The 17,875-nt window shown below is 67.3% G+C and carries 19 protein-coding genes and 2 tRNA genes; 10 read left to right on the top strand and 11 right to left on the bottom strand.

Features of this window, described 5'->3' with window-relative positions:
• Positions 1 to 35: 35 nt before the first annotated feature.
• Together ACW175_RS18130 and infC are read right to left on the bottom strand one after the other, a co-directional pair.
• Positions 36 to 1,970, bottom strand: coding sequence for an alpha/beta hydrolase family protein (locus ACW175_RS18130; protein WP_492101386.1), 1,935 nt, complete (start codon positions 1,968 to 1,970; stop codon positions 36 to 38).
• A 131-nt stretch (positions 1,971 to 2,101) separates the two neighbouring features.
• Entirely contained in the window at positions 2,102 to 2,623 is a 522-nt protein-coding gene (gene infC, locus ACW175_RS18125) for a translation initiation factor IF-3 (protein WP_099580303.1), read from the bottom strand.
• A 252-nt stretch (positions 2,624 to 2,875) separates the two neighbouring features.
• Between infC and ACW175_RS18120 the strand changes: the two genes are divergently transcribed.
• Positions 2,876 to 3,475 (top strand): YitT family protein, encoded by a 600-nt coding sequence (locus tag ACW175_RS18120; protein WP_492101385.1) that lies wholly within the window; start codon positions 2,876 to 2,878, stop codon positions 3,473 to 3,475.
• A 9-nt stretch (positions 3,476 to 3,484) separates the two neighbouring features.
• On the opposite strand, the gene ACW175_RS18115 is transcribed toward ACW175_RS18120, so the two are convergent.
• Together ACW175_RS18115 and ACW175_RS18110 are read right to left on the bottom strand one after the other, a co-directional pair.
• Positions 3,485 to 4,456 carry a glycosyltransferase family 9 protein gene (locus tag ACW175_RS18115; RefSeq protein ID WP_492101384.1) on the bottom strand — a complete coding sequence of 324 codons (972 nt, stop codon included), beginning with the start codon at positions 4,454 to 4,456 and terminating at the stop codon, positions 3,485 to 3,487.
• Complete coding sequence (locus ACW175_RS18110) at positions 4,453 to 5,640, bottom strand: glycosyltransferase family 4 protein (RefSeq protein WP_492101383.1); 1,188 nt, start codon at positions 5,638 to 5,640, stop codon at positions 4,453 to 4,455. The genes ACW175_RS18115 and ACW175_RS18110 overlap by 4 nt, the downstream gene beginning before the upstream one ends.
• 55 nt (positions 5,641 to 5,695) lie before the next feature.
• Between ACW175_RS18110 and ACW175_RS18105 the strand changes: the two genes are divergently transcribed.
• Positions 5,696 to 6,568, top strand: a complete 873-nt coding sequence (locus ACW175_RS18105; protein ID WP_492101382.1) for an alpha/beta fold hydrolase — start codon at positions 5,696 to 5,698, stop codon at positions 6,566 to 6,568.
• A gap of 4 nt (positions 6,569 to 6,572) precedes the next feature.
• Here the strand turns inward: ACW175_RS18105 and ACW175_RS18100 are convergent, their stop codons facing one another.
• The gene (locus ACW175_RS18100) at positions 6,573 to 7,433 is read right to left on the bottom strand and encodes an SDR family oxidoreductase (protein WP_492101381.1); all 861 of its coding nucleotides are present in this window, start codon (positions 7,431 to 7,433) and stop codon (positions 6,573 to 6,575) included.
• A 149-nt stretch (positions 7,434 to 7,582) separates the two neighbouring features.
• Here ACW175_RS18100 and ACW175_RS18095 point away from each other — a divergent pair.
• From ACW175_RS18095 to ACW175_RS18070, 6 genes are all read left to right on the top strand, one after another.
• Positions 7,583 to 7,657: transfer RNA gene (locus ACW175_RS18095), tRNA-Gly, on the top strand.
• A gap of 49 nt (positions 7,658 to 7,706) precedes the next feature.
• Positions 7,707 to 7,781 (top strand) — tRNA-Gly (locus ACW175_RS18090).
• 110 nt (positions 7,782 to 7,891) lie between these two features.
• On the top strand, positions 7,892 to 9,676 hold the full coding sequence (locus ACW175_RS18085; protein ID WP_492101380.1) for a DUF885 domain-containing protein: 1,785 nt from the start codon (positions 7,892 to 7,894) through the stop codon (positions 9,674 to 9,676).
• Between the two features lie 2 nt (positions 9,677 to 9,678).
• Positions 9,679 to 10,599: a sugar kinase gene (locus ACW175_RS18080; protein ID WP_492101379.1), complete on the top strand. Its 921-nt coding sequence runs from the start codon at positions 9,679 to 9,681 to the stop codon at positions 10,597 to 10,599.
• Between the two features lie 136 nt (positions 10,600 to 10,735).
• Positions 10,736 to 11,107, top strand: a complete 372-nt coding sequence (locus tag ACW175_RS18075) for a helix-turn-helix domain-containing protein (RefSeq protein WP_492101378.1) — start codon at positions 10,736 to 10,738, stop codon at positions 11,105 to 11,107.
• Positions 11,108 to 11,169: 62 nt separating this feature from the next.
• Entirely contained in the window at positions 11,170 to 11,835 is a 666-nt protein-coding gene (locus tag ACW175_RS18070) for a DUF6456 domain-containing protein (RefSeq protein ID WP_492104994.1), read from the top strand.
• 18 nt (positions 11,836 to 11,853) lie between these two features.
• Here ACW175_RS18070 and ACW175_RS18065 read toward each other — a convergent pair whose 3' ends face one another.
• On the bottom strand, positions 11,854 to 12,603 hold the full coding sequence (locus ACW175_RS18065; RefSeq protein ID WP_492101377.1) for a glucose 1-dehydrogenase: 750 nt from the start codon (positions 12,601 to 12,603) through the stop codon (positions 11,854 to 11,856).
• 215 nt (positions 12,604 to 12,818) lie between these two features.
• Here ACW175_RS18065 and ACW175_RS18060 point away from each other — a divergent pair, with 215 nt between their 5' ends.
• The gene (locus ACW175_RS18060; RefSeq protein WP_492101376.1) at positions 12,819 to 13,292 is read left to right on the top strand and encodes a GatB/YqeY domain-containing protein; all 474 of its coding nucleotides are present in this window, start codon (positions 12,819 to 12,821) and stop codon (positions 13,290 to 13,292) included.
• A 131-nt stretch (positions 13,293 to 13,423) separates the two neighbouring features.
• Positions 13,424 to 14,521 (top strand): DUF1028 domain-containing protein, encoded by a 1,098-nt coding sequence (locus ACW175_RS18055; protein WP_492101375.1) that lies wholly within the window; start codon positions 13,424 to 13,426, stop codon positions 14,519 to 14,521.
• Between the two features lie 113 nt (positions 14,522 to 14,634).
• On the opposite strand, the gene ACW175_RS18050 is transcribed toward ACW175_RS18055, so the two are convergent.
• The 5 genes from ACW175_RS18050 to ACW175_RS18030 form a co-directional block, all read right to left on the bottom strand.
• The gene (locus tag ACW175_RS18050) at positions 14,635 to 14,955 is read right to left on the bottom strand and encodes an ArsR/SmtB family transcription factor (protein ID WP_492101374.1); all 321 of its coding nucleotides are present in this window, start codon (positions 14,953 to 14,955) and stop codon (positions 14,635 to 14,637) included.
• An 86-nt stretch (positions 14,956 to 15,041) separates the two neighbouring features.
• Positions 15,042 to 15,494, bottom strand: a complete 453-nt coding sequence (locus ACW175_RS18045) for a PA2169 family four-helix-bundle protein (protein WP_492101373.1) — start codon at positions 15,492 to 15,494, stop codon at positions 15,042 to 15,044.
• Positions 15,495 to 15,554: 60 nt separating this feature from the next.
• On the bottom strand, positions 15,555 to 16,505 hold the full coding sequence (gene trhO / locus ACW175_RS18040; RefSeq protein WP_492101372.1) for an oxygen-dependent tRNA uridine(34) hydroxylase TrhO: 951 nt from the start codon (positions 16,503 to 16,505) through the stop codon (positions 15,555 to 15,557).
• Complete coding sequence (locus ACW175_RS18035; RefSeq protein WP_492101371.1) at positions 16,498 to 16,938, bottom strand: SufE family protein; 441 nt, start codon at positions 16,936 to 16,938, stop codon at positions 16,498 to 16,500. The genes trhO and ACW175_RS18035 overlap by 8 nt, the downstream gene beginning before the upstream one ends.
• Positions 16,939 to 16,981: 43 nt before the next feature.
• A complete protein-coding gene (locus tag ACW175_RS18030) occupies positions 16,982 to 17,776 on the bottom strand; it encodes a sensor histidine kinase (RefSeq protein WP_492101370.1) in 795 nt (264 codons plus the stop codon).
• Between the last annotated feature and the right edge of the window lie 99 nt (positions 17,777 to 17,875).

Below are 17,875 nucleotides of genomic sequence, written 5' to 3'. Positions count from 1 at the left end.
CTCTACCGCGCGTCGTAGACGGCGTCAGCCCGGCCTCAGTCCGGCGGATTGTTCTTCTCGACGAAGGCGATCGCCTCGGTCAGCATCTTCAGGCGCGTGGCGCCGCGCGAGAGCCAATGGTCCTCGCCGTCCAGGGTGACGAAGCTGACCGGCTTGCCCGCCCGCTTCATCGCGCTCGCCATGGTCTGGCTCTGGTCATAGCGGACCACGGTGTCGTCCTTGCCGTGGATCAGCAGCACGGGAATGTCGATCTTGGCGGCCTGGCGGGCCGGCGAGATGGTGGCCAGATCGGGATCCCGAAGGCCATCGGCGCCCATGAAGCGCATCCAATAGCGTTGAGCGGCCGAGCTTTGACCGTCATGCAGTTCCCTGTTGGTGGCCAGCATGGTCTGCAGGTCGGAGGGGCCGGCGACCGACACGGCGCACCGGTAGACGTCCTTGTCGAGGGTCGCTCCGGCCAGGGCCGCGTAGCCGCCGTAGGAGGCGCCCATGATGCAGACGCGCTTGGGATCGACGATCCCCTGCTTGGCCAGATCCCGGACGCCATCCGACAGGTCGGTCTGCATCTTCTTGCCCCACTCGCCGAAGCCCGCCTTGATGAAGTCCCAGCCGAAACCCTCCGAGCCTCGGAAGTTGGGCTGCAACACCGCGTAGCCGCGCGAGGCGAGCGCCTGGCTCCACCAGTCGAAAGAAGGCGTGTCGCGTCCTTGCGGCCCGCCGTGCGGCAGCACGATCAGCGGCAGGTTCTTGGGATCGCGCCCCTTGGGCAAGGTGAGGTAGCCACTGATCTCGAGGCCGTCGGCGGCCTTGTACTTTATGGAACGCACCGGCGAGACGGTATTGGCGTCCACGCCCTTGTAGACCGGACCCAGGAAGTCGGCCCGCTTGGTGTCGAGATTGACCAGAAAGTAGCCAGGGCCTTCGGTCTTGGAGTCGGCGCGCACGACCACCTTGCGCCGGTCGTGCGACCACGAGGCTAGGCTGACATAATCCGCGCCGAACGGCTTGCGTACAGAGTCCCAGGTCTTCTGGACAGTGGCGTCGTAGAAGGTGTAGCGCAGGTCGTCGCCGTCCAGCTTGTAGCCGCCCAGCAGCGCGAGGGTAACGGGGTCATGGAGCAGGGCCGTCTGGTCGATGCCTTGCGCCAGATCCTGGTGCGCGCCATCCATCTGGTACTCGCGCAGCGTGTCGTTACCCTGGTCGTCAGTGCGCCAGATCAGGATCGACTTGCCGTCGCGTCCAAAGCCCGCCAGGCCATAGGAGCCCATCGGCGTCACGGCCTCGTCGATCTGGCGCCACGCCCCGTCAACCTTGGTCTTGAGATACCAGACGCCGCGCTTCTGGTCATAGAGCGACTGGGCGACGGGCTCGCCGGCGGCGTTGACCAGCCAGCCGTTGGTGTTCGGTTCGCCCGCCAAGTCATGAATCTTGGTGGCCCGGGTGGACATCAGCGTCCGGTAGAGCGTGACTTGGCCGCGATTGTCGACGAAGCGAACGCCTTCAAGGATCGCCACGGCTTGGCCGTCGATCGTGCGCGGCATGGGCCACCCGACGATGATGTTCATGGCCCCGGCCTGATCGTTCAGCAGCGGCGCCTGCTTGCCGGTGGCGATGTCGAAGTCGGACACCATGAAATATTCCTGCTTCGGTCCCTGAACGCCGGGGACGATGGCGGTCTGCGAGCCGACCAGCAGCAGGTGATCGGGTCCGGCCCACTCGACGCCACGCAGCTTGGCGGTCCCGATGTTCATGCCGCTGATCACGCCGCCGCCGATCTGGCGGACGGTCAGGATGCGCTGCTCGCCGCTGGACGCGACGATCGCCAGCTTGGTCCCGTCGGGCGAGATCTCGACCATCTCGATGGTCGGCAGCTGGCCGTAGATGGCCAGGTCCGGCTTGGGCGCGGCCCAGGTCGGCCCGGAAAGCATGGCGAAGCAGGCCGCGGTCGCGGCGAAAAAGGTCTTGAGCACGAAGTCCCCCGAAGCGATGGGCGATTTCTACCAAGAAGAGCGTTTCTGTCGAGCTCTCGGATTCGGATGCGCAAAACAAAACGCCCCGACCGCTGGGGCCGGGGCGTTTGTTGTCTACCCAGAGATCGATCCTAGCGCGGGGCCAGGATCATGATCATCTGACGGCCTTCCATGCGCGGCTCATACTCGACCTTGGCGACTTCGTCGAAGTCGGCCTTGACCTTGTGCAGCAGCTTCATGCCCAGCTCGGGGTGCGCCATTTCACGACCGCGGAAGCGCAGGGTGACCTTCACCTTGTCGCCTTCCTCGAAGAAACGGGTCATGGCCTTTGCCTTGACCTCGTAGTCGTGGATGTCGATGTTCGGCCGGAGCTTGATCTCCTTGAGCTCGACCACCTTCTGCCGCTTGCGCGCCTCGTTCTTCTTCTTCTGCTCCTGGAACTTGAACTTGCCGTAGTCCAGGATCTTGCAGACGGGCGGATTGGCGTTCGGAACGATTTCCACCAGGTCCAGGCCAGCTTCCTCGGCCGCTTCCATAGCGGACGCGGTCGGCATCTCGCCTTGCTTCTCGCCGTTTTGGTCGATCAGCAGGACGCGGGGGACGCGGATGTCTTCGTTGATACGCGGTCCGTCTTTAACGGGCGGCGTTTGCATAGGACGGCGAATAGGGGCGGCTCCGGGACTGTTGATGTGAAGCGTGAGTAGTAAGGGTATAGCTGAACGCGCGCGCACCGCGCTGGGCGCGCCGCGAGAAAGTGATATATGACGCGCCGGCCTCGCTCTATCAAGCGAAGGCGATCAAAGAGACGTCGGGCGGGTCCAGTTTTTTCTGATCTCAGCGGGCGAAGGGGTGGAAACGGCGAGGCGGGGACGTTTTTCCCTCTTCAAGACCCCCGCCAGAGCTCCATGAATCAGCACCGCCACACCGCCCTGGAGGACGTCCACGCCCTCTTGATCGGTTCCAGCTTCATCGCCGTGGGCCTGACCCTGCTCAAGGCCGCGGGACTCGTCACCGGCGGCGTGGCCGGGGTGGCGCTGATCATCTCCTATCTGGGCGGCTGGCCTGTGGGGACGGTGTTCTTCCTGCTGAACCTGCCGTTCTACGTCCTGGCCCAGCGGACCATGGGCTGGACCTTCACCTTCAAGACCCTTGTGACCAACCTGCTGCTGGCGGGCCTAGCCTTCGGCATGCCGCACTGGCTGAAGGTCAGTCACGTCGATCCGCTCTTCTCGGCCGTCTTCGGCGGCACGATCATCGGCATGGGGATCCTGGCTCTCGCGCGTCACCGCTCCAGTGTCGGCGGGGTCGGGGTGCTGGCGCTCTATCTGCACGAGCGCCGCGGCGTCAGCGCGGGCAAGGTCCAGATGGCCGCCGACTGCCTGGTCGTCCTGGCCGCCTTCTTCATCATCCCGTTCGACAAGCTGTTGCTGTCCATCGCAAGCGCCGTTGCGCTGAGCGCGGTGATCATCGCCAACCACAAGCCGGGCAGGTACGCGGGGTACTGACCCGAGACCTCAGTGCGGCAGTAGCGCCACCGCCGCGCTGGCAACGGTGCTGACCGGCAGGGCCTTCAGATCCGGCGAACGAATGACGGCCACGTGGCCGCGCGGGCCGCACAGCTCGGGATCCGAGGCGTCGGAGAACAGGGCGATGGTCGGGGCGCCGGCGGCGGCCAGCAGGTGGGTCGGGCCGGTGTCGTTGCCGACGGCCAGGGCCGCCTTGGCCCCCAGCACGGCAAGCTGGGCGAAGTCGGTGCGGCCGGTCAGGTCGCGGGCGCCGCCGACAGCCTTCTGGATGTGGCGCGCCATGGCGCTTTCCTGCGGACCGCCGATGATGACGATATCCAGGCCACGCGCCTTCAGCAGCGAGCCGAGCTGGGCGTAGTTCTCGACCGGCCAGCGCTTCTCGGGCCGATGGGCCGAGCCGCCGGGCACGAACAGGACGTAGGGGCGCGGGGTCGCGGCGCCGGCCACGGGGCGCGGCTCCTTGTGCTTGCGCAGGATCCAGGTCAGGTCCGGCGGTGGGGCGCTGCCCGGCTCGGTGGGGGCGTCCGGCCAGATGCCGGCGGCCCGAAGCTGGTCGGCTTGGCGCTCCAGGGTGTGCATGCGCAGGCGGGCCGAGCCCTTCTGCGGCAGCGACGCGCCGAAGGCGACGCCGTTCCATTGCGGCGGGAACGGACGCAGCAGCTGGAAGTACCAGTTGGTCCGGCTGTTGGTCTGCAGGTCGTAGATCCGGTCGTAGCGCGCCTTGCGGATCCGGCCGATCATGGCCAGGGTCTCGCCCACGTCGCCGGGCCGGCCATCGGTCTCGACGGTGTTGAAATAGGGGCTGAGCTTGGCCAGGGCCTCGAAGGGCGGGGTGGTCAGGAGCGTGATCTTGGCCTTCGGATGGGCCTCACGGATCTTCTTCATCGCCGCGAGCGCCAGGACGAAGTCGCCCAGAGCTCCCAGCTTGATCACCAGAACCTTCTTGATCTCCTTGCTCAAGACGAACGCTCCGAACCCAATACGCGTGCCCCCAGGATATGGGCATAGACCTTGAGGGTCGCTTCGCACATAGCGTCCACTGAATACAACCGTCGCGCACGAAGGCGCGCGGCCTGTCCGAGGGTTTGTCGTCCGGCCGCGCCGATTTCACAGGCCTCGAGCAGGGCGTCGGCCCAGGCCTTGGCGTCGCCAGGCGCGACCAGCCAGCCGGTTTCGCCCGGGACGATGGTCTCGCGCGTCGCCCCGTGGTCCGAGGCCATGGCCGGACGGCCCATGACCTGCGGCTCGACCGCCGTGCGGCCGAAGGCTTCGGGTTCCAGCGATGGGGCGATGGCCAGATCTGCCAGCAGATAGGCCGCCGGCATGTCATCGCAATGGCCGACCAGTTTCACCGCGTCCTGCAAGCCGGCGGCGGCGATGGCGGCCTCCAGCTCGGCGCGATAGCCCTTGCGGCCCTGGTCGTCGCCGGCCAGCAGCAGAAGCACCCGATCCTCGCCGCGCGCCTTGAGCAGGGTCATGGCCTCGATCATCAGGGCCTGGCCCTTCCACCGCGTCAGGCGGCCGGCCAGCAGCACCTTCAGCCGGCGCTCGCCGTCGGCGACGCCCCAGGCCTTGCGCAGGGCCGCGATGCGGTCGGCGCCGACCACGCCCGGCTCGAAGCGCGACAGGTCGACGCCGCGCGGGATGGCCACGACCTTCTCCGGCGCGATGTTGTGTTCCCGGATGACGTGGTCGCGCGTGTACTCGGAATTGGCGATGACCAGGTCGCCCTTGGTCATGACCGCGTTGTACCACCGCTTGAGATTGGACTTGGCGTTGTAGACCCCGTGATAGGTGGCCACGAACGGCACCTTGGTGGCGTGCGCCGCCCACAGGGCGCTGAAGGCCGGAGCGCGTGAGCGGGCGTGGACCAGCGTGACCTTCTCGCGCCGGATCAGGTCGATCAGCCGCGCGGCGTTGCCCAGCATGACCAGCGGGTTCTTGGTCTGGGCCGGCATCTGGGCCAGACGGCCGCCGTCGGCCTCCAGCCGCGAGGCCATGCGCCCGCCCTTGGTCGCCACCAGCGCCTTGCCGCCTTGCGCCACGACGGCATGGGCGACATCAATCGTCGTCTGTTCGGCCCCGCCTGTTTCCAGCTCAGGCGTGACTTGCAGCAGGGTGAAATCGGCGGGTAGGTCGGGCACGCGACTCTCGGCGAAACGGACGCGTTTTAGTTATCGAAAGGATCAAGGCGACGCCATGACCGAATCCCCCGGCGCCCTGATGCGCGAAGACGGCTCGAAGATCGCCTTTCGCCGCGTCGAGGGCGAAGGTCCCACCGTCGTCTGGCTGGGCGGCTTCCACAGCGACATGACCGGAACGAAGGCCGAGGTTCTGGCCGAGCAGGCCAAGGCGACCGGCGGCAACTACGTCCGCTTCGACTATTTCGGCCACGGCGAGTCCGATGGCGCGTTCAAGGATGGCACGATCAGCCGCTGGCGCGCGGACGCCCTGGCGGTGATCGACGACCTGACCGACGGGCCGCTGGTGCTGGTCGGCTCGTCCATGGGCGGCTGGTTGTCATGCCTGGCCGCCATCGCCCGACCTGACCGGGTCAAGGCCATGGTGCTGATCGCCCCCGCGCCGGACTTCACCGAGAAGCTGATGGAGCCGGAATTGTCGGCCGAGGCCAAGGCGGCCATCGCCCGCGACGGCTTCTGGATCCGGCCGTCGGAGTACGACGACGGCGGCTACGCGATCACCCGAGAACTGCTGGAAGACGGGGCGCGGTGGTCGATCCTGCCGGGGCCCATGCCGATCGACGTGCCGGTGCGGGTGCTGCAAGGCGGCGCCGACCCGGACGTGCCGTGGACCCATGCGCTGGAACTGGCCAACGCCGTCAACAGCCAGGACGTCGTCTTCACCCTGATCAAGGACGGCGATCATCGGCTCTCACGCCCCCAGGACCTGCAACGCCTGGTGGCCGCCGTGGCCGAGGCCAAGGGCCTGGCCGAACCGGAGGAGGGTGATCTGGTCTCCCGCCGCTTGGCCCGCGCCGCGCGCCTGCGCAACGCGGCGGGTCTGGAGGCCGTGGGCATCACGCCGATCACGCCGGCGATCGACGACGAGTAGACATCTAGCCGCCGGCCTTCAAAATCGCCGACAGACCCTCACGATACGTCGGATAAGCCGGCCGCCAGCCCAGTTCGGCCTTGGCCAGGGCGTTCGAGACGCGCTTGTTCTCGGCGTAGAAGCGGCGGGTGGCGGGGGACATGCCCAGTGCGTTGAACGGAAGGTCCGGCGGGACCGGGACGCCCAGCAGGTGGGCGGCGTGCTCCATGACGTCCTGCGGCGGGGCCGGCGCGTCGTCGACGAGGTTGTAGACCCCGCCCGCCTTCGGTCGCTCCAGTGAAGCCAGCAGGCCCGAGACGATGTCGTCCAGGTGAATGCGGCTGAACACCTGGCCCGGCTTGACGATGCGACGGCCTTCGCCAGCCCGCAGGCGATCCAGGGCGCTTCGGCCGGGGCCATAGATGCCGGGCAGGCGGAAGGTGGTGACGGTCAGGCCCATGCCGCGCCCGACCTCGCGCCAGTCGCGCTCGGCCCCCACGCGGCGCGCGCCCTCGACCGACTGGGCCTTCAGCGGCGCGGTCTCGAACACCCAGCGGCCGTCGTAGTCGCCGTAGACGCCCGTCGTGGACAGGTAGCCGATCCAGTCGGGGAAGGCCCGGGCCTGGGCCAGGGCGGGAACCAGCGATTCGAGGGCCGGACAGCCGTCAGGGCCGGGCGGGGCGGTGATCAGCACGGCCTTTACCCCCTGTAGCGCGGCGGCCATGGCCTCTCGATCGTCCGGATGGGCGGGCGTGATTCCCTGGGCGCGCAGCCGATCAGCCTGGTCCGCGTCCCGCGCCGTGGCGGCGATCTCCCACCCTCGGGCTCGCAAAGCGCGCGAAAACGCCGCGCCGACATAGCCCAGACCGAACACAAACAGACGCAACGCCTAGAACTCCGCCCCCGGAAATGCAGTCCGGATCAAGCCTCCGAAAAAAGGCTGTCGGCAACCCCTCAAAGGGCGCTTGCCAAGCGCGAAGCCCTCTGCCATAAGCCGCCTCCTCGTCGCGGGGCGCTCTTTTGAGCCTCGCCGATGCGGGCGTAGCTCAGTGGTAGAGCACAACCTTGCCAAGGTTGGGGTCGAGAGTTCGAATCTCTTCGCCCGCTCCATTCTTCCGAACTTCCGGGAGAATGGAGCGACTATATATCTCGCGAATGGGCGGGCGTAGCTCAGTGGTAGAGCACAACCTTGCCAAGGTTGGGGTCGAGAGTTCGAATCTCTTCGCCCGCTCCATTCTCGATCATCTTCCGAAAATTCAGACGCTGCTAATCAGTCCTCGCCAGGGGATTGAAGTTGGCGATTCGCGTGTCGCCGGGCGATCCGCGTTCGCCTAAGCTCCGCCTATGACTCGCATCGCATCCTGGCGCGCCGCCCTGGCGGGCGTCTGTCTCACCGCCCTGGCCGTGTCGGCCGCGTGGGCCGGGCCCTCTGACAATCTGACCAGCCTGGTCGCCCGCTACGAGGCGCTGGGCAATGCCGACGAGGATCCGGATTCCGGCGGCTCCAACGAGGCGCGCTGGCGTATGCCCGACGTCTCGCCGGCCGCCGACGCCACGCGCCTGACCAAGCTGAACGCGATCTCCACCGCTCTGTCGTCGATGGAAACGAAAGGTCTGTCCGACGAGGAAAGGCTGACCCGCGACCTGCTGCAGTGGACCGTCAAGGACCGCATTGAGGCGGCCGGCTACGACGAGTCGCGGATGCCGTTCAGTAGCGACGGCGGCTTTGACGTGATGATGCTGTACCGCGCCAGCGGCATGAAGCTGAAGAGCGAGGCCGAGGCCAAGCGCTGGATAGGCCTGCTCGACGCCATGCCCGGCTGGTACGCGGCCAATATCGACAACGCCCGTCGCGGGGTGAAGACCGGCTTTGTCCAGGCCATTCCGACCGCCCAGGCGGTGCGGGATCGCGCCCAGCGGGCCATCGCCACGCCGCTGGCCGACGATCCGCTGATGGCGCCGCTGCGCGGCCTGCCGGCCAGCATTCCGGAAGCCACGCGCACGGTCCTGGTCGCCGAGGGCGAGAAGGCGATGACCGACAAGGTCGCGCCCGCCCGCGCCGCGTTCCTGAAGTTCATGAACGACGAGTACGTCCCGCACGCGGCCATGAGCCTGGCGGCGTCGGACCTGCCGGACGGCAAGCGCTACTACGCCTTCCTGGCCCGCCGACACACGACCACCACCCTGTCGCCGGACCAGATTCACGACATCGGCCAGGCCGAGGTTGCCCGGATCCGCGCGCGCATGCAGGAAACCATGAAGGCCGCCGGCTTCCAGGGCGCCCTGCCGGCGTTCCTGGCCATGCTGCGCAAGGACCCGCGCTTCTACGCCACGAGCCGCCAGCAACTGCTGGAGAAATCCAGCGAGATCGCCAAGCGCGCCGACGATCAGCTGCCGGCCCACTTCGGCGTCCTGCCGCGCCTGACCTATGGCGTGCGGCCAGTGCCGGCCAGCATCGAGAAGGGCTACACCACCGGCCGCTATTTCGGCGGCGACGCCAAGCTCGGCCGGGCTGGCGGGCTGATGATCAACACCTCTGAACTAGACCAGCGGCCGCTGTACGAGCTGCCGGCCCTGGTGCTGCACGAGGGCGCGCCCGGCCACCACATCCAGACCTCATTGGCCGCCGAGCAGGCGGGCGTCCCCGAGTTCCGCCGCAACCTCTACTTCAACGCCTTCGGCGAGGGATGGGGACTCTATTCGGAATGGCTGGGCGAGGAGATGGGGATCTATCGCGACCCCTACGAGCTGTTCGGCCGCCTGTCCTACGAGATGTGGCGCGCCTGCCGCCTGGTCGCTGACACGGGCATGCACTGGAAGGGCTGGAGCCTGGAGCAGGCCCGCGCCTGCTTTACCGACAACACCGCCCTGTCGCCGACCAATATCGAGGTCGAGCTGAAGCGCTATGTCTCCTGGCCTGGCCAGGCCCTGGCCTACAAGATCGGCGAGCTGAAGCTGCTCGAGTTGCGCAAACGGGCCGAAGCCAAGCTGGGCGACCGGTTCGACGAGCGTGGCTTCCACGACGCGGTGCTGCTGCACGGCTCCCTGCCGCTGGCGGTGCTGGAGACCCGGATCGACGCCTGGATCGACCAGAAGTCCAAGGCCGAGTCGGCCAATAAGAAGGGCTGAGCATGGCCAGGATCACCGTACTCGGCGAATGCATGGTCGAGCTCTCGCCCGAGAGCGCGGACAGCCTTTACCGGATGGGCTTCGCCGGCGACACGTTCAACACGGCGATCTACATGGCGCGCCTGGGCGACGAGGTCGCCTACTGCACGGCGCTGGGGCAGGGGGATCCGTTCAGCGAGGGCGTGCTGTCGGCGATGCGCCGCGAGGGCATCGACACGCGCCTTGTCCGCCAGGTCGAGAACCGCCTGCCGGGCCTTTACGCCATCGTCCTGGACGAGCACGGCGAGCGGAAGTTCCACTACTGGCGCGAGCGGGCACCGATCCGCGACCTGTTCTCGGCCCACACCGCCGACCAACTGATCGAGGCGGCCAAGGCCAGCGGCCTCGTTTACCTGTCGGGCGTCACCCTGGCGGTGGTCGGCGACATAGGCCGGGCGCGCCTGAAGGACATCCTGGCCTATGTCCACTCGCTGGGCGTCGCCGTGGCGCTGGATTTCAACTATCGCCCGGCCCTTTGGCCCAGCCCTGAGGCGGCTCGCGATGCGTTGGACGGCGTCGTTCCATCTTGCCGCTACATCTCGCTGAGCAGTGAGGACAGCCGCCCGCTTTACGGCCGCGAGGCCGAGGACCTGGCCGCCGAATGGGCCGCCGCCGGCGCCGAGGTGGTGGCCCGCGACGAGAGCCACGCGGTCAATGTCCACCAGCCGGAAGGCCGTACCGCGACATCGCCGCCGGGCCGGGTGAAGGCGATCGACACCACGGGGGCGGGGGACAGTTTCAACGCCGCCTACCTGTCGTCACGGCTGGCGGGGCTGTCGATCGACGACTCGGTGAGGCGGGCGCACGCGCTCGCGGCGACCGTGGTCTGTTGCAAGGGCGCGATCATTCCTGCGGAATCAATGCCCGTCTGGGCGCGGGAATAGCGAAGATCAATACATTTATTTTCAATCGCTTAGCGTTTTTAGGTATGAGCAAAATAGGAATATCTTCCTCTCTATAAGAAAATAAACCTATAGTGGTTCTCGCCCGCCGCGCTCGCGGCTGGGAGGAGAGGACGCTATGTTGGTTGAAGCCCTTGAGGACATCTGGGCGATCACGCCCGATCCCCGTCGCGACCGCCTGACGGTCGGTTTCGTCACCCATCTCGTTTCCCTGGCCACCGGGGTGCCGGCGGTCGAGATCAGCGCGCCGAGGCGCGCCACCCACGCCGCGGTCCGCGCGCGGCAGCTGGCCATCTACCTGACCCACATCACCTTCCACTGGCCGTTGACGCGGGTGGCCTTCGCGTTCGGCCGCGACCGCACTACCTGCGGCCATGCGTGTCGCAAGATCGAGGACATGCGCGAGGACGCGACCTTCGATCGTCGGCTCTCGGACCTGGAAGCCTGCCTGCGCCAAGCGCCGGCCCATGCCGAGGAGATCCCGGCGTGAGCGCGGCCCCCGACGAGATCTTCGATGCCGAGCTGGAAGCCCGACGTCTGGCCGAGCGCGCCATGCGGCTGCTGTCGCGGCCCGGCGCGGTCGTAGAGGCCCAGGCTCTGGGCTACGGCGTTCGCCTGGGGGCCAGTCGCCGGCGCAGCGTGATGCTGACCCTGGACGAGGCGGCATTCCAGGTGTTGGCCCGCCAGGCGACCTTGACGGCCCGCGCCCAGGGCGGCTGGACGATGACGGCGCGGCCGGAGCCTAAGGCGCCGCCGCCGGGGCGGCCGGGCGTGATCGAGGAAGAGGTCGCTACGGCCGGCGGTCCGGTGCGGCGCAATCTCGGCGAGTCGCCGATCGCCTGGCTGGCGCGTCGTCGCGACAGGAATGGACAGCCCTGGCTGACGCCGATCGAAGCGGCCGCCGGCGAGCGGCTTCGAGAGGAGTTCGAGAGCCTGGGCGCCCAGGGGCGGATGACCATGCGCTGGGATGCGACGCCGCGCGTGGACGGCGGCCGGCCGGGCTTGGCGCCAGCCGAACGCGACGTCGCGGCCCGCCAGCGGATCGCCAAGGCGCTGACCGAGGTGGGCCCGGGCCTGCGCGAGATCCTGGAGCGGGTCTGCCTGCTGGGCTCGGCGCTGGAGACGGCCGAGCGGTCGCTGAAGCTGCCGCGCCGGGCGGGCAAGACGGTCCTGAAACTCGCCTTGCAGCGCCTGGCGCGGCACTACCGGATGGCGTGAAGGCCTAGCGGTTAGCGGTTAGCGGTTGCCGCCGGCGACGGCGATGATCTCGCCGGTGATCCAGAAGCTTTCGGGCGAGGCCAGGAAGGTCGCCACCGGCGCGATGTCGGACGGTTGGCCCAGGCGGCCCAGCGGGGTCTGGGCGATCATCTGGGTCTCCAGATCGCTGCCGATGATGCCCACGGTATGGGTGCCTTCGGTCTCGACCGCGCCGGGCGAGATGGCGTTGACGCGGATCTTGCGCGGACCCAGCTCCTTGGCCAGCACGCGGGTGATGGAGTCCACCGAGGCCTTGGTGGCCGTGTAGACCGCCGCGGTGGGGATATCGACCGTGGTCGCCGCCGAGCTGATGTTGATAACGCTGCCGCCGTCGGCGCCGAAGCGCTTGGCCGCCTCCTGGGTGGCCAGCAGCAGGCCCAGGACGTTGATGTTGAACTGGCGATGGAAGTGCGCCTCGGTGACGTCTTCCAGCGCGGCGAATTCATAGACGCCGGCGTTGTTCACCAGGATATCGACGCCGCCGAACGCCTTGTGGGTCTCGTCGAACAAGCGGGTGACGTCGGCGCTCTTGGCCACGTCGCCATGAACCGCGATGGCCTTGCCGCCGGCGGCGGTGATCTCGGCCACGACCTTGTCGGCGCCTTCACGGCTGGAGGCGTAGTTGACGGCGACGGCCGCGCCTTCGGCGGCCAGGGCCTTGGCGATGGCCGCGCCGATACCCTTCGAGGCGCCCGTGACGACGGCGGTCTTGCCAGCAAGCTTGCTCATGATCTCTCTCACTCATTGGCGCCCTAACGGCGCATGCTTCGACATTTAGATATCTATCGAAATGATTCAATGAGCGAGGCTTGAGAGAATTTCTGAAGGGCTTGTCGCTACAGGCTGGAAGTGTCCCGGAAACAGGTTAGGGCTGTCAGAACCACGAGGCAGTCGCGAAGGCCGCTACGGCACTATCGAATAGAGTGAACCGAAAGGACGAAGACATGGCTTTGCTCGACGAACTCAAAGCTGACCAACTCGCGGCGCGCAAGCTGAACGACCGTCTGAGGGCCGACGTGCTCACCACGTTGATCGGCGAGGCGACGCAGATCACGACCGAGGAATTCAAGCGCGGCGTGACGGAAGTCACTGACGAAAAGGTTGTCGCGACCGTCGCGAAGTTTTTGAAGAACACGAAGCTGACGCTGGAGAACCTCGCGACCGAACGCGCGCGTCTGATCGAAGCTGGTGGCGATGCGTCGAAGGTGGACGCGCGGACCAAGGCGGCCGAGACCGAACTGACGATCCTGTCCTCGTATGGTCCAAAGCAGATGACGGAATCGGAACTGCGCGAGGCCATCGACGACTTCCGGGCCAAGAACCCCGGCGCCAATGTCGGGATGATCATGGCCTACCTGAAGAGCAGCTTCGGCGGTCAGTATGACGGCAAGGCGGCCAGCGCGTTGGCCAAGGCGTGAATTGAGGCAACCGCGCGGCCTCGCGGCGGGATCGCGAAGCGAGCCTGGGCGGCGGCTTTTGGCGAGCGGCCATGCGACCGCCAACGAGCGGATGATCACTGTCCGGGACCTCGACGCCTGGTAAGAGGCGTTTGACGTCAAACCTGGTGACGCGCTGTTCCGGCGAAGACGCGACAGGTTTGGGTGTGGTGATATTCAACCCTGCTTCCTCCGAGGTTCGCGAGATGAAATGGAACAGAGCACTGGCAGGCGCCGCGATATCGGTCGCGCTCAGCGCCTTCGCGGCAAGCCCCGCCTGGGCCACGTTCTCGATCGTGGCCTGCGACTCCGCCAGAAACTGCGGCGCCGCTGTCGCCACCAACAATCTGGCCGTGGGCGCGACGGTGATCTACGCCGAGGCGGGTGTGGGCGCGGTCGCCTCGCAGTTCGAAACCAACCCCTCATACGGTCCCAAGGGGTTGGCGCTGCTGGCGTCAGAGCAGTCGGCGGCAAGCGCGCTGCGGGAGTTGCTGCAGACAGACGATGGCTTTGAGGGACAGGACTCGTCCTTCCGGCAAGTGGGGATCGTCGCCCTGACGGGAGACGGCGCCGCCTTCAGCGGCGCTCAAGCGCGGCGTTCGGGGTGGACGGGCGAACTGACCGGGCCGGGCTTCAGTGTTCAGGGCAACGGCCTGGCCGGCCCGGAAGTTCTGGAAGCCATGCGGTCCCGCTTTCTCACCGCGCAAGGCTCGCTGGCGGACCGTCTGATCTCCGCTCTGGAAGCTGGAGAAGCCGCGGGCGGGCAAACAACGGGACGCCTTTCCGCGGCGCTACTGGTCCGTACTCCGGACGGGGGGTTCCAGGACGTGGATCTTCGGGTCGATGCTGCGGACCGGCCCATTCCCGCGTTGAGGGCGTTGCTGAACCTTCACCAAGCCAATGACGCCGTCGTACGGGCCGAACGCGCGGCCCGCAGGGGCGAAGTCGGTTCGGCGCGCTCCAGTCTGGCCGAGGCGGTCCGGCTGGGAGGCAACTGGGACCGGATTTGGCGGCGCGCCGCCAGACTCAACGCCACCCTTGGGGATACGTCGGCAACGCTGCAGGCCCTGGCCGCGTTCGCCCACCTCAATCCTGCGTGGGCGCGCATCGAGGTTGAGGACCCGATCTATCAAGCTTTGTGGCGGGACGCCGGAGCCGCGGGATGGCGGACCGAGTTGGCGGGACAGGGCGGCATGACCAGCAAGCGATGAAGTCCGTATAGCAACGAAGCATCTCTCGCGTGTGGACGGCCTCGGCGCGTTCGTTGCGGACACATTGCGAGCCGGATTCGTTGCGGGGCGAGCGACACGAAGCCGCTGATTTCTCAGATTTCAGCCAGTTGAGCGAGGTAGGCGTTCAGGACGTCGCGCTGCAGCACAAGAAAGGCGAACTTGCCTTGGCGGCAGATCTTGATCAGGCCAGCGTTCTCTAGCTCCTTCATATGGTGCGAGAGCGTGGCGGCGGTGACCGGCACGTGCTGGGCCATGGCGCCGCAAGGGAAGGGTTCGCTAGCCGCGCCGACCTCCTTGAGAATCTGGCGGCGACGCGGATCGGCCAGGGCCTTGGCGATCAGGTTCACCTGGCGCTCGTCAAGGACAAGAGCGGCGTCCAACACGATGTGGGCTGCGTCTTCCATGCCCCTCATATGCGATCGGTCGGGCGCGGAGGCAAATCCGTAGGCGAAAGGGCGGGACCTTTCGATCCCGCCCTTGGGTGGTTCAGCGCTGAAACCTAGTGCTTCAGCGAGAGCTTGAGGTCGCGCATCTGGTCGTGGCCGGACTTGACCGAGGTCCAGGCCTTGTCGATCACGGCGCGGGTCTGGGCGTCGACATCGGTGTCCTGCAGGGCTTTTTCGTACTTGGCCTTGATGTGGTCCTCGCCGGCCTCGACCTCGTTGACGACGGCTTCGTCGCCCTTGGTGATCGAGTCCTTCAGGTTCAGGAACACGCGATGGGCGGCGGCCAGAATGGTGCCGTCGTCCTTGGGCTCACCGCCCAGGCGTCGGACCTCGTCCTGCAGTTCCGAGGCGACCGAGCGGCGTTCCTGAGCGCGGCGCTCGAACAGGTCCTTGTAGCGCGAGGCGTCGGCGTCCTTGGCGGCTTCGGCATAGCCGTCGGCGCTGTCGATGGTGGTCTCGACCAGGCCGTTGACAAGCTTGATGTGGTCTTCGTTGGTATGGGCCATGGGGCGGCTCCTCGTTGGAAGGAAGGGGAGCCGGGTCAACGCGGGGCGACCGCGAAGCGTTCAGCTTGACCGTGAAGGAAAAGTCGCGCCGACGTGGTCGATGCCCAGGGCCTCGCAGTGCTGAGCCTGCCGGTGGCGCTCGGCCGCTCGGGCCTTCTGGTCTTCGCTACGCTGGTCATGGCAGGCCGGGCAGGCGACGCCCTCGATATACATTGGCGAGCCTTGCGCCTCGGGGCTGACCGGCATGCGGCAGCCGCGGCACAGGACGTGGGTCCCTTGCGACAGGCCATGGCCGACCGCGACCCGCTCGTCGAACACGAAGCACTCGCCGCGCCAGAGGCTCTCGGGTTCGGGCACCTGCTCCAGATAGTCGAGGATGCCGCCCTTCAGGTGAAAGACGTCCTCGATCCCTTCGGCCTTCAGGAGGGCGGTCGACTTCTCGCAGCGTATGCCGCCGGTGCAGTACATGGCCACCTTCAGCGGCGCGGCGTCCGGGCCGCGTTCGGCCTCAAGGCCCTGGCGGAAGTCGCGGAACCAGGCCGGGAATTCCGAGAAGCTGGCCGTCTTGGGATCGACCGCGCGCGCGAACTGGCCGACCGCGACCTCGTAGTCGTTGCGGGTGTCGATCACCACCACGTCGGGATCGGCGATCAAGGCGTTCCAGTCGCGGGGATCGACATAGGTCCCGGCGTCGGTCGGATCCAGGTCCGGCTCGCCCAGGGTGACGATCTCCTTCTTCAGGCGGACCTTCATCCGGTGGAACGGCATGCGCTCGGCCCAGGCGGTCTTGGGCGACAGGCCTTCGCAGCCGGGCAGGGCGCGGATGTGGTCCAGCACCGCCTCGATGGCGGGGTCCTCGCCGGCGATCGTGCCGTTGATGCCCTCGCGGGCCAGCAGCAGGGTGCCCTTGACGCCGAGGCCGCGGCACAGCGCCGCCAGCGGACCCTGGATCGCCGCCGGATCCTCGAACCGCGTGAACCGATAGAGCGCTGCGACGCGGAAACTAGCCAAGGGCGAGCTTTCCCAGCGCGTTCTGGGCGTCGTGCTGGATGCGGGCGACCATCGACTTCAGGCCGTTGGAGCGCTGCGAGGACAGGGCCTCGGACAGACCGAGCTTGTCCATCGCGCGCTTGGCGTCGAAGGCGGCGATGTCGGCGGGCGTGCGGCCGGAATAGAGGCGCAGCATGATGGCCACCAGCCCGCTGACGATATGGGCGTCGCTGTCGCCCTTGAACGCCAGGGTCCCGTCGGCCTGGGGCAGGGTGACCAGCCAGACCTGGCTGGCGCAGCCGCGCACCTTGTTGTCTTCCGAGCGCTCGGCGTCGGTCAGCGGCTGGAGTTCCTTGCCCAGTTCGATCACGTAGCGATAGCGCTCTTCCCAATCGCCGAGGAGCTCGAACTCTTCGGCGAGGTCGTTGAGGGCGGTGTCGATCGGACTGGTCATGGCGGCCACTTAGGGGGCGCGCCGGTTCAAGGCAAGCTTGAGCCTAGGCGGCCGGCAGGATCAGCCGCGCCAGGAAGCCCGCGCCCAGGCTGGAGGACAGTCTCAGCTGCCCGCCCATGGCCCGTGACAGCAGGTCGACGATCGGCAGGCCCAGGCCCACGCCCTCCTGGGTCCGGGTCAGGGCCGAACCGCCCTGTTCGAACGGCTGCAGCAGGCGCGGCAACTCGGAACTCTCCACGCCGGGGCCCTGGTCGCGGATGGTGATCTCGATTTCGCCGCCGATCCTGGCGGCGGCGACATGCACGACTCCCCCAGCAGGCGAGTGCGTAATGGCGTTCTGCAGGAGATTGGAGAGCATCGTGCGCAGGCCGCGACTGTCGGCGACAGCGCTGGGCAGAGCGCCCTGATTGACCACATGAACGATGACGTCCCGACGGGCGATCTCGGCCTTCAAGCCGTCAATCACGTCGTCCAGCGCCTCGTCCAGCGGCTCAGGCGTCATCTCGATATCGGTCACATGCCCCTCGAGGCGGGCGATCTCGACAATCTGGTTGACCAGCTTGAGGAGCTTCATGCCGCTCTCGTGCACGATCCCCGCATATTCCTTGTACTGCGGGTTGCCGAGCGGGCCGTAAAGCTCGTGCGACAGAATCTCCGAGAAGCCGATCACGGCGTTCAGTGGGGTGCGCAGTTCGTGGCTGACCATGCGCAGGAACGAGCGCTTGCGATCGTCGAGCGCCAGCCGTCGGCGCTCGTTCGCGACCGCCCGGCGGTCGGCCGGGACGGGGGCCGCGAAGGCGCGGTCGGGCAGTGCGTCCAGGGACGCCGGTTCTGGCATGGTGGGCTCCCGGACCTTCTGTCCGTGACGACTTGAGACCGGGAGGATGCCGACTCGCGCTTACGATTCCGTTTCCATCCACAGCGCTTCCACCAGGAA

It is taken from the genome of Caulobacter sp. FV1ye6ST (assembly GCF_058681225.1).
Note: the sequence above shows the minus strand (reverse complement) of the source record. Positions and strands in the feature narration are given on the sequence as shown.